Origin of the sequence: Streptococcus suis (assembly GCA_002831545.1) — a bacterium.
Lineage (GTDB): Bacteria > Bacillota > Bacilli > Lactobacillales > Streptococcaceae > Streptococcus > Streptococcus suis_P.
In genome coordinates, this window is the sequence record CP025095.1 from 1,117,054 (window position 1) to 1,131,265 (window position 14,212).

Consider the following 14,212-nt stretch of genomic DNA (forward strand, 5'->3'; position numbering starts at 1 on the left):
GCCTATGATTGAGGTATATCTAGGAAATAATGCCAATACAAATCAAGATTTACTAACTATTTTGACGACCTATGGTGTGACTTATCGTTGTATAAAAGCGTGTGATGTAAACCGTGAAATCTTACTGTCACTCTTTGCGAAAACCACGGATTGTTTTGAGTTGCTATCGCCACGATTTCTTCGCTTTAAACGTCAATATTCGATAAGTTTGAATGAGATGATTCAGCTCATTCTCCAAAAGCCAGACCAGAATCTTCGGTTGCCTCTCATTGTCTGTCAGAATCATGTCTATCCAGCTATTGGGCTAGACGAAGTGCGTACCTTTCTTCCCAGACAGGTAAAAGAAGAACTGTTTCAGGCCAGCCTGATGAAACAAGTGACAGGGTAGGTGTGAAGATGAATGAACGATTTTGGGATAATTTAGAAATCATTCTGGCAGAAAAAGACCTCACTTGGGCAGAACTAGCTCGCAAAGTATTCAACGGTCAATATGTTTATCCAAGTGAGTTTAATCGCCTCTATCAAAAATTACGGCATTACAAATCGAATCGTCTCATGCCACAAACTAGATGGGTTGAGCGAATTGTTCTAGTCTTAGATATTGATTATGAAGATTTATTCAAGAGGTGACAATGATAAGGATAGTGGTGTTTTATCTAGCTATACAGCTAAACGGTCTTCTGGTGAGTTTATACCTGAAAGAGTATCTGACAATAGAGGGTATAGTCTTGCTACAATTGGTCCTATTAAGTGTGACTTGCTTAGAGATTGCCCGTCATAAAACTGTTCAAGCAAAAAATATAACCTTAAGAAATCGCCTAAGATGGTTGCTTCTTGGTTTTGTGTGTATGGTTGCTTTTGCAGTTTTCATCAGTTTCCTATCTTCAGTTCAGACTAGGAATCAAGCGGTATTGTTACAAGTAGGAAAACAGGTTCCTCCTATTATCTTTTTATTATTTCTAATAAATGCAAGTCTCCTTGAAGAGATTGTTTATAGGCAACTGCTGTGGGAAAAATTGACATTCCCTCTTCTACAAATAGGCGTGACCAGTTTTTTCTTTGTTCTATCCCATGGACCCAATCAGATAGGGAGTTGGCTCATCTATAGCTGTCTTGGCTTGACCTTGGCTGCTGTTCGATTGAAAACTGATTGTATGACGGCAATCGCCTTACATTTACTTTGGAATAGTTTGGCTTATGTCGTAACTTTCTTGTGATACCAAAATCAAGAGTGCTTCCGTATTATGGAAGCACCTTATGTTTGATAGGGAATCGAAAAAAGAGGAGGCCACCATGTCATCTGAACAACAAGAACGTCAAGCGATGCAATACGTGGAAAGAAGTAGTTTATTGACAGTCAGAACCCTCTTAAAGCTCTTAGAATGGTCGGCTAGGCAAGCCTTAGCCCAAGATTCAGCTTATAAGATTGGGGTTCAAAAACTGGAAGAACTCCTTCAAAGCCCTTACGCAATTGAAGCGATAGATGTTAGTAAAGACATACTGGATAAGCCAATCGATGTGGAGAAATTTAAGGAGTTGATGGAGTCAGAAAAACTGCCAATCGTAATTAGTTGGCAAAAAGACTAAAATTTTGTATAATAGGAATTGAAGTTAAATTAGATGCTAAAAATTTGTAATTAAGAAGGAGGGATTCGTCATGTTGGTATTCCAAATGCGTTATCAAATGCGTTATGTAGATAAAACATCTACTGTTTTGAAACAGACTAAAAACAGTGATTACGCAGATAAATAAATACGTTAGATTAATTCCTACCAGTGACTAATCTTATGACTTTTTAAACAGATAACTAAAATTACAAACAAATCGTTTAACTTCTGTATTTGTTTATAGATGTAATCACTTCAGGAGTGATTAAATGAACAAAAATATAAAATATTCTCAAAACTTTTTAACGAGTGAAAAAGTACTCAACCAAATAATAAAACAATTGAATTTAAAAGAAACCGATACCGTTTACGAAATTGGAACAGGTAAAGGGCATTTAACGACGAAACTGGCTAAAATAAGTAAACAGGTAACGTCTATTGAATTAGACAGTCATCTATTCAACTTATCGTCAGAAAAATTAAAACTGAATACTCGTGTCACTTTAATTCACCAAGATATTCTACAGTTTCAATTCCCTAACAAACAGAGGTATAAAATTGTTGGGAGTATTCCTTACCATTTAAGCACACAAATTATTAAAAAAGTGGTTTTTGAAAGCCATGCGTCTGACATCTATCTGATTGTTGAAGAAGGATTCTACAAGCGTACCTTGGATATTCACCGAACACTAGGGTTGCTCTTGCACACTCAAGTCTCGATTCAGCAATTGCTTAAGCTGCCAGCGGAATGCTTTCATCCTAAACCAAAAGTAAACAGTGTCTTAATAAAACTTACCCGCCATACCACAGATGTTCCAGATAAATATTGGAAGCTATATACGTACTTTGTTTCAAAATGGGTCAATCGAGAATATCGTCAACTGTTTACTAAAAATCAGTTTCATCAAGCAATGAAACACGCCAAAGTAAACAATTTAAGTACCGTTACTTATGAGCAAGTATTGTCTATTTTTAATAGTTATCTATTATTTAACGGGAGGAAATAATTCTATGAGTCGCTTTTGTAAATTTGGAAAGTTACACGTTACTAAAGGGAATGTAGATAAATTATTAGGTATACTACTGACAGCTTCCAAGGAGCTAAAGAGGTCCCTAGCGCCTACGGGGAATTTGTATCGATAAGGGGTACAAATTCCCACTAAGCGCTCGGGACCCCTTGTAGGAAAATGTCCTAAGTGTGGCAACAATATTGTATTAAAAAAATCGTTTTATGGTTGTTCAAATTATCCTGAATGTACCTTCACTTTAGCTGAACATTTTAGAAAGAAAAAACTCACCAAAACAAATGTAAAAGAATTACTAGAGGGAAAAGAAACCCTGGTAAAAGGAATCAAAACGAAAGATAGAAAGTCCTACAATGCCGTTGTAAAAATCGGAGAAAAGGGATATATTGATTTTATCTCTTTTTCAAAATAAGCATAAAAGCCCTTTAAAGAGGGCTTTTATATATTAATCACAAATCACTTATCACAAATCACAAGTGATTAATCACAAATCACTTGTGATTTGTGATTCCTAATGATACAATATTACTATACAAAAAAAGAATGGGGCGTAGTTATGGAGAAGGAAGAACTCAAAATACTTGAAGAATTAAGACGTATTTTAAACAGTAAAAATGAAGCGATTGTTATCTTAAACAATTATTTTAAAGGTGGTGTTGGAAAGTCAAAATTATCGACTATGTTTGCTTACTTGACAGACAAATTTAATTTAAAAGTTTTAATGATCGATAAGGACTTACAAGCAACATTGACAAAAGACTTAGCAAAAACATTTAAGGTAGAATTGCCACGTGTTAATTTTTATGAAGGACTGAAAAATGGAAACTTGGCTTCTTCTATTGTTCATTTGACTGATAATTTAGACTTGATCCCTGGCACGTTTGATTTGATGTTACTGCCAAAATTAACTCGCTCATGGACTTTTGAAAATGAAAGTAGATTGCTTGCTACTCTTTTAGCACCTTTAAAAAGTGACTATGATCTCATTATTATTGATACTGTACCAACGCCAAGCGTTTATACAAATAATGCAATCGTGGCAAGTGATTACGTTATGATCCCTTTACAAGCAGAAGAAGAAAGTACAAACAACATTCAAAACTATATTTCCTATTTGATTGATTTACAAGAACAGTTTAACCCTGGACTAGATATGATCGGTTTTGTTCCTTATTTAGTTGATACGGACAGCACAACGATAAAATCAAACCTGGAAGAACTGTACAAGCAACATAAAGAAGATAACTTGGTTTTCCAAAATATTATCAAGCGAAGTAATAAAGTAAGTACCTGGTCTAAAAACGGCATTACAGAACACAAAGGCTATGACAAAAAAGTTTTATCTATGTATGAGAACGTATTTTTTGAAATGCTTGAGCGAATCATTCAATTAGAAAACGAAAAAGAATAGAATCACAAATCACAAGTGATTAATCACAAATCACTTGTGATTTGTGATTGTTGATGATAAAATAAGAGTAAGAAGAAATAGAAAGAAGTGAGTGGTTGTGGGAAATTTAGGCGCACAAAAAGCAAAACGAAATGATACACCAATCAGTGCAAAAAAAGATATTATGGGGGATAAGACGGTTCGTGTTCGTGCTGACTTGCACCATATTATAAAAATCGAAACAGCAAAGAATGGCGGAAACGTAAAAGAAGTTATGGATAAAGCCTTAGAAGAATATATTCGGAAATATTTACCTGACAAACTTTAAAAGGAGTGAAAATGAAATGGCAGTTACTTATGAAAAAACATTTGAAATAGAGATCATTAACGAATTATCGGCAAGCGTTTATAATCGAGTATTAAACTATGTTTTGAATCATGAATTAAATAAAAATGACTCTCAATTATTGGAAGTCAATTTATTAAACCAATTAAAGCTTGCAAAACGTGTAAATCTTTTTGATTATTCTTTAGAAGAATTACAAGCCGTTCATGAGTATTGGCGGTCAATGAATCGCTATTCAAAACAAGTTTTGAATAAAGAGAAAGTGGCTTAATATGGCAAATATAGTCAATTTTACTGACAAACAATTTGAAAATCGCTTAAATGATAATTTAGAAGAATTGGTTCAAGGAAAAAAAGCGGTTGAATCGCCAACCGCTTTTTTACTTGGTGGGCAACCAGGGTCAGGGAAAACGAGTTTGCGATCAGCAATTCTTGAAGAAACACAAGGGAATGTTATTGTCATTGATAATGATACCTTTAAACAACAGCACCCTAATTTTGATGAACTAGCGAAACTTTATGAGAAAGACGTAGTAAAACACGTTACCCCTTATTCTAATCGCATGACAGAAGCGATCATAAGCCGTTTAAGCGATCAAGGCTATAACTTGGTGATTGAAGGTACAGGACGAACAACAGACGTTCCCATTCAAACCGCAACAATGCTTCAAGCCAAAGGTTATGAAACAAAAATGTATGTCATGGCAGTACCTAAAATCAACTCATATTTAGGAACAATTGAACGATATGAAACCATGTATGCAGATGATCCAATGACAGCCAGGGCAACACCAAAACAAGCGCATGATATTGTTGTCAAAAACTTACCGACCAATTTAGAAACCCTTCATAAAACGGGCTTATTTAGCGATATAAGGCTTTACAATAGAGAAGGAGTGAAACTCTATTCAAGCTTAGAAACGCCTTCCATTAGTCCGAAAGAGACCTTAGAAAGAGAATTAAATCGTAAAGTATCAGGGAAAGAAATTCAACCGACTTTGGAGAGAATAGAGCAAAAAATGGTTCAAAATCAACACCAAGAAACCCCTGAATTTAAAGCAATTCAACAAAAATTGGAAAGCTTGCAGCCACCTACACCACCAATACCCAAAACACCTAAACTTCCAGGACTTTAAACCTTAAAAAAGGAAAAGAGTAGTTACCAAAAAACGGTAACTACTCTTTTTTTATAAAAACATTTCCTCATGTTTTAAAAGCTGATCGAGAAATAAAGCACACAACGGTATTCTTTCTTTTTTCAGTTGGTACATTTTGCAGTCTGTAACGTGTCATTTACTGTTTGTTACCTTAACATATCCAGTCGAAAACACAAGGGTATATAAACGAGCAAGCTCGCCCTTGTGTTTTCTTTGTGTCTATGTTGCGTTCTCGTCACAGCAAACGACACGAACACACTGGCGAAAATGAACCAACAAAACGAAAAAAGAAAGGAGCGTATACTGTAATTTATTTCTAGCTTTTAAAACATGAGGAAAACAGCTTCACTTCCTCAAACGCCTAACAAAAATGGTTGTCAAAAAACTAAAAATCAAAAAAAAGAAAAGAGGAAAAGAAAATGGAAAAAACAAAAAAATTACAATTAGAAGATTTTACAGAAAATGAGTTTTTTGGAACACAAGAACAGCAATATCTAAAAGCTCAAGTAAGAGAAGAGCTAAAAGAGCAAAGACCTTGCTCGATCATCACTTGGATGAATTGTTGAAGAAACTGATGTCTAATCCAGAGAAGCTAGAAGGTTTAACCTTTGATAAAACCTTGGATCAAGAGATAGAACTGGCCAAAGAGAAAATTAGAGTGACAGAACCTTCGGCAGTCAAAACCAAGGAGGTGACCTTGTAATGTATTCCAGGCAAAAAGCATTTGTCTTTGGACTCTTGGGGCTCGCCTTTGGTTATTTCTGCCATCGTCTAACCCTGCTCTATGATAGTTTAACCAATGCCCCACCTATGGAACGTATTGCCTACCTCTTAGGAGAGGGGTTAAATCAGGTTTTCAATCCTTTATGGCTATTTTCCTTTACTCAAAAATCTCTTCTTGCCTTTATCCTTGGGGTTCTAACGATGACGCTAGTCTATCTTTATGTATCGACAGGACAGAAGGTCTATCGAGAAGGGGAAGAATACGGTTCTGCACGATTTGGAAACAGTAAGGAAAAGCGGAACTTTTACAGTAAGAATCCTTTCAATGACACGATTTTGGCTCGTGATGTTCGTCTAACCTTGTTGGAAAGGAAGAAACCCCAGTTTGACCGAAATAAAAATTTGATTGTCATTGGGGGTTCTGGGGCAGGCAAGACCTTTCGATTTGTTAAACCCAACCTTATCCAACTTAATTGTTCCAATATTGTCGTAGATCCTAAAGACCATTTGGCTGAGAAGACAGGTAAACTCTTTTTAGAAAACGGTTATCAGGTCAAGGTTTTAGACTTGGTTAATATGACCAATTCAGACGGTTTTAATCCCTTTCGTTTTGTAGAAACAGAGAATGATTTGAACCGCATGTTAACGGTCTATTTTAATAATACCAAAGGAAATGGTTCTCGCAGTGATCCATTTTGGGACGAGGCTTCCATGACATTGGTGAGAGCTATTGCCTCTTATTTGGTGGATTTTTACAATCCTCCAGGAAGTTCCAAGGAAGAGCAGGAAGCAAGACGTAAGCGTGGCCGTTATCCAGCCTTTTCTGAGATTGGTAAACTCATCAAACTCTTATCAAAGGGAGATAATCAGGACAAAAGTGTTCTTGAAGTCCTGTTTGAAGATTACGCTAAAAAATACGGTCACGAGAACTTTACCATGAGAAACTGGGCAGATTTTCAAAACTATAAGGATAAGACATTGGATTCGGTGATTGCGGTCACAACAGCTAAATTTGCCCTCTTTAATATCCAATCGGTGATTGATTTGACGCAAAGAGACACTATGGATTTGAAAACGTGGGGCACTCAAAAGACCATGGTCTATCTTGTTATTCCAGACAATGATACGACCTTTCGTTTCCTATCTGCTTTATTTTTCTCTACGGTTTTCTCCACTTTGACCAGACAGGCTGATGTTGACTTTAAAGGGCAACTGCCTATTCATGTTAGAAGCTATCTGGATGAGTTTGCGAATGTCGGAGAAATCCCAGACTTCGCTGAACAAACCTCAACAGTTCGCTCTAGGAATATGAGTCTAGTTCCAATCTTGCAAAATATTGCTCAACTCCAAGGACTTTATAAGGAAAAAGAGGCTTGGAAAACTATACTGGGGAACTGTGACAGCCTCCTCTATTTGGGTGGAAATGACGAGGAAACTTTCAAATTTATGAGTGGTCTTTTAGGCAAACAAACCGTTGATGTCAGAAGCACCAGTCGTTCTTTTGGGCAGACTGGTTCAAGTTCGACCTCTCACCAGAAAATTGCCCGTGACTTGATGACGGCTGATGAAGTAGGGAATATGAAACGAGATGAGTGCCTCGTACGCATTGCAGGGATTCCTGTTTTTCGAACCAAGAAATATTTTCCTCTCAAACATAAGAATTGGAAATGGCTTGCGGATAAGGAAACCGATGTACGCTGGTGGCACTATCACATCACTCCCCTAACCGCTGAGGAAGAAGTAGATTTGTCAGGTCATAGAATTAGGGATTTAAGCACAGAAACGACACTACATTAATAGAAATGAGGAATTATATGAATCAAAAACTATCAGGCTTTGTTTACGGAGTGGACGCCAGCTCCATGTTCTCCCAAGCCATGTCTCTATTACAAAAAGGCTTAATTGCAGTAGGAGCCTTTCTTGTTGTCATGGGCATTATCAACCTTTCAACCAACATTAAAGATGGTGGACCAGGTGTCCGAAATGCCATTCTAGAAATTGTTGGTGGGGTCATGGTGGGAGCCGCTGGTGCTTTTGTGACACAGATTACCATTTAGGGGAGGACAGCACATGACATGATAATGAATTTTACGTCACCTTTTGTATTTCTAGCCTCTGAAAAAGTATCTAGCGATAGCCTTTTTGAAGGGTTTCAAGTGGATTTAGAATCAACCGCCAACTTGGTTAAGTCACTAGCGGACTTTAATCCGACGGTTTGGTCTTACATGACAGCCATTACCAAGGGGATTATGCAGCCCTTGGGAGTAGCTATTCTTGCGGTAGTTCTTGTACTCGAATTTTCAAAAATGGCCAAGAAAATCGCAAACTCAGGCGGTGCAATGACCTTTGAAGCCATAGCACCTATGATTGTCAGCTACATCATGGTCGCGATCGTGATTACCAATACGACGGTTATTGTGGAAGCCATTATTGCCATTGCCTCTTATGTTATTGAACAAGTGGCAGGGCTTGTCACGAATGGTGGTGCTAATTATGATACCATCTCAGGCATTAAGGGATCTGGGATTGTAGGAAAAATGATTATTGGCTTTTTGCGATTCTCATTTGGTTGGTACGAATGGCCAGTATCATGGTTGTCAATATCTTGATTACCATTCGCTTTATCCAACTTTATCTGATGATTCCTTTTGCTCCTGTTACCATTCCAACCTTTCTTAGTGATGACTGGAGAAGTGTTGGGATTGGTTACCTTAAAAACATCATGGTCTATGCCATTCAAGGTATTTTGATTTTTCTAATTGTATCTCTTGTTCCCTTGTTTGAATCGGCTGGAAAGATTGCCGTATCAAATGGAGCTGGAGTGATGGAATCACTCGCCATTATGTTTGGTGGCTTGGTACAGGCCATATTGTTAATCATTGCCTTAGTTGGCAGTCAACGGACCGCCCGAAGTATTTTGGGGATGTAGGAGGATGGGAGTAAATTGCCCGCCTCCTCTTTTTATAACTTACTTAGATTGGAGAACATTTATGAACACTCGTGTCTTTAAGGACATCTCAAAGGTTCAACACAGGGCATGGCTAGGATTTACAACTAGACAGGTTATTTTTGTATTTCCAGCCGTCGCCCTAACCATTTTGGTATTGGGCTTGAACCTATTTTATTGGCAATTTGGGGATTGGTTTGTCTATGGTTTTGTTTTTAGCTTTACCATTCCACTCATGTTATTTGGAGTTTATCGCCCCAACGATTTACCATTTGAAACCTATCTCAAGTACCGTTTTCATTATGAACTAACAGTACCAGATCGTACATTTACTGGAAGAAAAGGAGACCAATGTGAAAAAATTAAAACACTCAATGAAACCAAAGACCTCTTCTAATGACAAAAAGCAAAAGACGAAAACACAGAAGCAGGAGATCAGACCTTCTACCGTAAATACGTTAGCCTATCAAGGGCTTTTTCAGAATGGCCTTATGCAGGTCAGTCCAAGCTATTTCTCACAAACCTATCTCTTAGGAGATGTTAATTATCAAACAGTTGGCTTAGATGATAAGGGAGCTATTGTTGAGAAATATTCCGATTTAATCAATTCACTGGATGATAAGACTAATTTCCAACTGACTATTTTCAATCAAAAAGTTAATTTGGAAAAATTCCGCAAGAGTATTCTCTATCCCTTACAGGAAGATGGATTTGATGCTTATCGTGATGAATTGAATCGTATGATGGATGCCAACTTAGAGGCGGGTGAGAACAACTTTTCAGCTGTCAAGTTTCTTTCATTTGGCAAGAGCGACCAAACACCAAAACTAGCTTTTCGTTCTCTATCACAGATTGGGGAATATTTCAAAAGTGGCTTTTCAGAGATTGATGTATCTCTTGGTTTACTTGGTGGAGAGGAGCGAGTGAATGTCCTTGCGGATATGTTACGAGGTGAAAATCATTTACCGTTTTCTTACAAGGATTTGACCCTCTCAGGTCAATCCACCAAACACTTTATTGCCCCAACCTACCTTTCCTTTAAACACAAGAATCATATTGAATTGGACGATCGATTATTACAGATTGTTTATGTTCGTGACTATGGCATGGAGTTAGGGGATAAATTTATTCGTGACCTCATGCAGTCAGATTTAGAAGTGATGATTAGCCTACATGCTAAAGGCTCTACCAAGTCTGAAACCATGACCAAGCTGCGAACCAAGAAGACCTTGATGGAATCGCAAAAGATTGGGGAACAACAAAAGATGGCTCGGACTGGAATCTATTTGGAGAAGGTCGGGCATGTTCTTGAAAACAATATTGATGAAGCTGAGGCTCTTCTTCAAACCATGACTCAAACAGGAGATAAACTGTTTGACACCGTATTTCTAATTGGCGTGCTGGCGGATACTGAAGACCAACTCAAACAATCTCTTGATATTATCAAGCAAGTGGCAGGGTCTAATGATATGATTATCGATAACTTGACCTATATGCAAGAAGCTGCATTTAATAGTCTCTTGCCATTTGGGAAGAACTATCTTGAAGGTGTTTCTCGGTCTCTATTGACTTCAAACATTGCCGTGAATGCACCTTGGACTTCCGTTGATATTCAGGACAAGGGTGGGAAATTTTATGGCATCAATCAGATTTCAAGTAATATTATTAGTATTGACCGTGGCAAGTTAAATACTCCGTCAGGTTTGATTTTAGGGACTTCTGGAGCGGGCAAAGGAATGGCGACAAAACACGAGATCATCTCTACAAAGCTCAAGGAAGCAGATAGTGATACTGAAATTATTATTGTTGACCCAGAAAATGAGGTGCGACAAGAAGTCGTGTTGTAAATTGCTAGTTTAGCTACTCTATCCATTTGGGGTAATCCTACCACAGCCTGCTTGACTGGTAACGGCTATGTTGGGAAGCCTGTGGGACAATATGGAAAGTCTGATAGCCTAAAATCGGATGGACTGTTAGGATAAGAATACTATGGTGAACAGACGTGAACCATCGCAAGAGTCGTTACAGGGACTAAGTGAAATAAGGCTGATACACTTACACCAAAAGGTACGGAGGAGGTCATTGGGGCTTTCATAACCTGATGGCAAATGGATACATTCTTCCCGGCTCAAAGATGGCACCTAAGGTATTCACAATTATTTATAACACGGAACTTGGTAAGCCCTATGTATTCCTTTTAATCGATAGAAGGTATTGAACTCGTAAGAGGGATAGACGATACAGAGGGTAGAGGAAAGGATAAAAAGCGAATACTCCAACTGTAATGGTAGGAGATAGGGGTTCAAACTTTGCCCTGACCTGAAAGGGTGCAGACTTATCCTATGGTATTTCATGACAAAAATGGAGGTAAACCTATGAATGATAAACATTCAACGACAGCACCAGCTGAGAAGTTATCACACAAGCAACTGCTTGCGAAACAATGGAAAAGCATTGATTGGAAGAGAGCAGAACAAGAAGTGAATAGGCTACAAATCAGGATTGTCAAGGCTACTCAAGCCAAACACACAAACACAGTGAAAAGACTTCAATATTTACTAACCCATTCGTTCTATGCCAAGGCACTTGCCGTTCGTCGAGTAACGACTAACAAAGGCAAGAAAACAGCTGGTATAGACGGTGAACTATGGACGACACCTGCTCAAAAGATGGAAGCTCTCCTGTCCCTAACGGACGAAGGCTACAAAGCCAGTCCGTTAAGACGGGTTTACATCGACAAAAAGGGGAAAAAGAAGAAACGTCCATTAGGGATTCCGACTATGTATGACAGAGCCATGCAGGCACTCTATGCTTTAGCACTAGAGCCTGTCGCAGAGACAACTGCGGATACTAAATCATTCGGCTTCCGAAAAGGAAGAAGCTGTCAAGATGCTTGTGAATATATCTTCACAGCACTATCACGGAAAGCTTCTCCTCAGTGGATTTTAGAAGGCGACATCAAAGGCTGTTTTGACAACATCAGTCATGACTGGCTCTTAGAGAACATTCCGATGGATAAATCTATCTTAAAACAATTCCTTAAAGCAGGTTTTGTGTTCAAGGGTGAGTTATTCCCAACGGAAGACGGCACGCCACAAGGCGGTATCATTTCGCCTATCCTTGCCAATATGGCACTCGATGGATTACAACAAGTCTTATCAGACAGATTTCATACCAATCGTTTAGGAAAAACCGACCTTCGATTCAAAAATAGCCATAAGGTCAATCTTGTCCGTTATGCGGATGATTTTATCGTCACAGCTGCGACACAAGAAATTGCATTAGAGGCTAAAGAATTGATTAGAGAGTTTCTGCTTGGACGAGGTTTAGAGCTGTCAGAGGAAAAGACATTGGTAACTCATATCAACGATGGTTTCGACCTACTTGGTTGGAATTTTCGGAAGTACAAGGGGAAATTGATTGTAAAACCATCTAAGAATTCTATTCAAACTGTTATTGGTAAATTCTCAGAAACCATCCTCAAGCGAGGAAAAGCATGGGAGCAAGAAGTCTTAATCATGAAACTAAATCAACAGATAAGAGGATGGACAAACTACCACCAATCCGTGTGTGCTAGTGAAGCCTTCTCCTATCTGGACTATCATTTATACGAATTATTGTGGCGATGGGCAAAACGTCGTCATCCAAAGAAAGGCCAGTGGTGGGTTTCGACCAAGTATTGGCATAGAAGAGGCAATCGAAGTTGGGTATTCGCTTCAGGCGATAAAGAACTCATTCGAGTTGACCATACTGCTATCGTCAGACATACAAAAGTCAGAGAAAATGCCAATCCTTACTTGGATATAGACTATTTTGCTCAACGAACCTTTAATCATGGTATGAAACGGTTGACAGGTCGTTTTAAACTTGTTTGGAAGAAACAAGACGGACGCTGTCATCACTGTGGACTCCCGATGGAACTTGGAGAAGATAGAGAAATTTTCTTTAAAGTTCCAAAATCAAAGGGAGGTGTGGAAGAAGTTGATAATATGGCTTATGTGCATAGCTACTGTCAGCGACTATTTATTGAGAGCCGCTCGAAAGAGTGATGAAATGCTTGAGCCGTATGAGGGGAAACTCTCACGTACGGTTCTTAGAGAGGAAGGTGGTAGTAATACCACTAACCTACTCGACTACAGTATTATCGGTCAAGCCTTTGGTGGGGAGAGTATTGATATTGCCCCAGATTCTACCACCTTCTTAAATGTCTTAGATCTATCTGATGAGAATATGGATGAGGATCCGGTTAAGGTCAAATCCGAATTTCTCTTGTCTTGGATTGGAAAGCTCTTGGACCGTAAAATGGATGGTCGTGAAAAGTCCTTGATTGACCGTGTGACAAGACTCACTTATAAGCATTTTGACACACCGTCCTTGGTCGAATGGGTCTTTGTCTTAGCTCAACAACCTGAACAGGAAGCTAAGGACTTGGCACTGGATATGGAACTCTATGTGGAAGGGTCGCTGGACATATTTTCACATCGGACCAATATTAAAACAGACAGTCATTTCCTGATTTACAATGTCAAAAAGTTAGGCGATGAATTAAAACAGATTGCCCTCATGGTTATCTTTGACCAAATTTGGAATCGGGTGGTCAAAAACCAAAAGCTAGGGAAGAAGACCTGGATTTATTTTGATGAAATGCAGCTACTCTTATTGGACAAATATGCCTCTGATTTCTTCTTTAAACTTTGGAGTCGTGTCCGTAAGTATGGGGCGATACCGACAGGCATTACTCAGAATGTAGAAACTCTTCTTTTGGATGCCAATGGTAGACGCATTATTGCCAATAGTGAGTTCATGATACTTTTAAAACAGGCTAAGAGTGATCGCGAAGAATTGGTACATATGCTTGGACTTTCCAAGGAACTGGAGAAATACTTGGTCAATCCTGAAAAAGGGGCTGGGCTAATCAAGGCCGGTTCCACCGTTGTCCCATTCAAGAATAAGATTCCACAACACACCAAGCTCTTTGACATCATGAGTACGGACCCTGAAAAAATGAGGACATGA

General features: G+C 38.5%; 17 protein-coding genes and 2 pseudogenes. All 19 read left to right on the top strand.

Going from position 1 to position 14,212, the window contains the following annotated elements:
- Window positions 1–4 precede the first annotated feature (4 nt).
- A complete protein-coding gene (locus tag CWM22_05495) occupies window positions 5–388 on the top strand; it encodes a hypothetical protein (protein AUC91393.1) in 384 nt (127 codons plus the stop codon).
- 8 nt (window positions 389–396) lie between these two features.
- Window positions 397–630 (top strand): transcriptional regulator, encoded by a 234-nt coding sequence (locus CWM22_05500; GenBank protein AUC91394.1) that lies wholly within the window; start codon window positions 397–399, stop codon window positions 628–630.
- A gap of 2 nt (window positions 631–632) precedes the next feature.
- Entirely contained in the window at window positions 633–1,217 is a 585-nt protein-coding gene (locus tag CWM22_05505) for a CPBP family intramembrane metalloprotease (GenBank protein ID AUC91395.1), read from the top strand.
- A 76-nt stretch (window positions 1,218–1,293) separates the two neighbouring features.
- Window positions 1,294–1,584, top strand: a pseudogene (locus tag CWM22_05510) (hypothetical protein).
- Window positions 1,585–1,657: 73 nt separating this feature from the next.
- The gene (locus CWM22_05515) at window positions 1,658–1,753 is read left to right on the top strand and encodes a 23S rRNA methyltransferase attenuator leader peptide ErmL (GenBank protein ID AUC91396.1); all 96 of its coding nucleotides are present in this window, start codon (window positions 1,658–1,660) and stop codon (window positions 1,751–1,753) included.
- 124 nt (window positions 1,754–1,877) lie between these two features.
- Entirely contained in the window at window positions 1,878–2,615 is a 738-nt protein-coding gene (locus tag CWM22_05520; GenBank protein AUC91397.1) for a 23S rRNA (adenine(2058)-N(6))-methyltransferase Erm(B), read from the top strand.
- Between the two features lie 4 nt (window positions 2,616–2,619).
- Window positions 2,620–2,751, top strand: coding sequence for a hypothetical protein (locus CWM22_05525; protein ID AUC91398.1), 132 nt, complete (start codon window positions 2,620–2,622; stop codon window positions 2,749–2,751).
- Window positions 2,752–2,760: 9 nt separating this feature from the next.
- The gene (locus CWM22_05530; GenBank protein AUC92848.1) at window positions 2,761–3,045 is read left to right on the top strand and encodes a topoisomerase; all 285 of its coding nucleotides are present in this window, start codon (window positions 2,761–2,763) and stop codon (window positions 3,043–3,045) included.
- A gap of 102 nt (window positions 3,046–3,147) precedes the next feature.
- Complete coding sequence (locus CWM22_05535) at window positions 3,148–4,044, top strand: chromosome partitioning protein ParA (protein ID AUC91399.1); 897 nt, start codon at window positions 3,148–3,150, stop codon at window positions 4,042–4,044.
- Between the two features lie 91 nt (window positions 4,045–4,135).
- Window positions 4,136–4,351 carry a peptide-binding protein gene (locus CWM22_05540; GenBank protein AUC91400.1) on the top strand — a complete coding sequence of 72 codons (216 nt, stop codon included), beginning with the start codon at window positions 4,136–4,138 and terminating at the stop codon, window positions 4,349–4,351.
- A gap of 16 nt (window positions 4,352–4,367) precedes the next feature.
- Window positions 4,368–4,640, top strand: coding sequence for an antitoxin (locus CWM22_05545; protein ID AUC91401.1), 273 nt, complete (start codon window positions 4,368–4,370; stop codon window positions 4,638–4,640).
- 1 nt (window position 4,641) lies between these two features.
- A complete protein-coding gene (locus tag CWM22_05550) occupies window positions 4,642–5,505 on the top strand; it encodes a toxin zeta (protein AUC91402.1) in 864 nt (287 codons plus the stop codon).
- 723 nt (window positions 5,506–6,228) lie between these two features.
- A complete protein-coding gene (locus tag CWM22_05555; protein ID AUC91403.1) occupies window positions 6,229–8,046 on the top strand; it encodes a conjugal transfer protein TraG in 1,818 nt (605 codons plus the stop codon).
- Window positions 8,047–8,063: 17 nt separating this feature from the next.
- Window positions 8,064–8,306: a hypothetical protein gene (locus CWM22_05560; protein ID AUC91404.1), complete on the top strand. Its 243-nt coding sequence runs from the start codon at window positions 8,064–8,066 to the stop codon at window positions 8,304–8,306.
- Window positions 8,307–8,324: 18 nt separating this feature from the next.
- Window positions 8,325–9,178, top strand: a pseudogene (locus CWM22_05565) (conjugal transfer protein TrbL).
- 61 nt (window positions 9,179–9,239) lie between these two features.
- The gene (locus tag CWM22_05570; GenBank protein ID AUC91405.1) at window positions 9,240–9,593 is read left to right on the top strand and encodes a PrgI family protein; all 354 of its coding nucleotides are present in this window, start codon (window positions 9,240–9,242) and stop codon (window positions 9,591–9,593) included.
- A complete protein-coding gene (locus tag CWM22_05575) occupies window positions 9,571–11,043 on the top strand; it encodes a type VI secretion protein (protein ID AUC91406.1) in 1,473 nt (490 codons plus the stop codon). The genes CWM22_05570 and CWM22_05575 overlap by 23 nt, the downstream gene beginning before the upstream one ends.
- 528 nt (window positions 11,044–11,571) lie before the next feature.
- Complete coding sequence (gene ltrA / locus CWM22_05580; protein AUC91407.1) at window positions 11,572–13,245, top strand: group II intron reverse transcriptase/maturase; 1,674 nt, start codon at window positions 11,572–11,574, stop codon at window positions 13,243–13,245.
- A 4-nt stretch (window positions 13,246–13,249) separates the two neighbouring features.
- Window positions 13,250–14,212, top strand: coding sequence for a type IV secretion system protein VirB4 (locus tag CWM22_05585; GenBank protein ID AUC91408.1), 963 nt, complete (start codon window positions 13,250–13,252; stop codon window positions 14,210–14,212).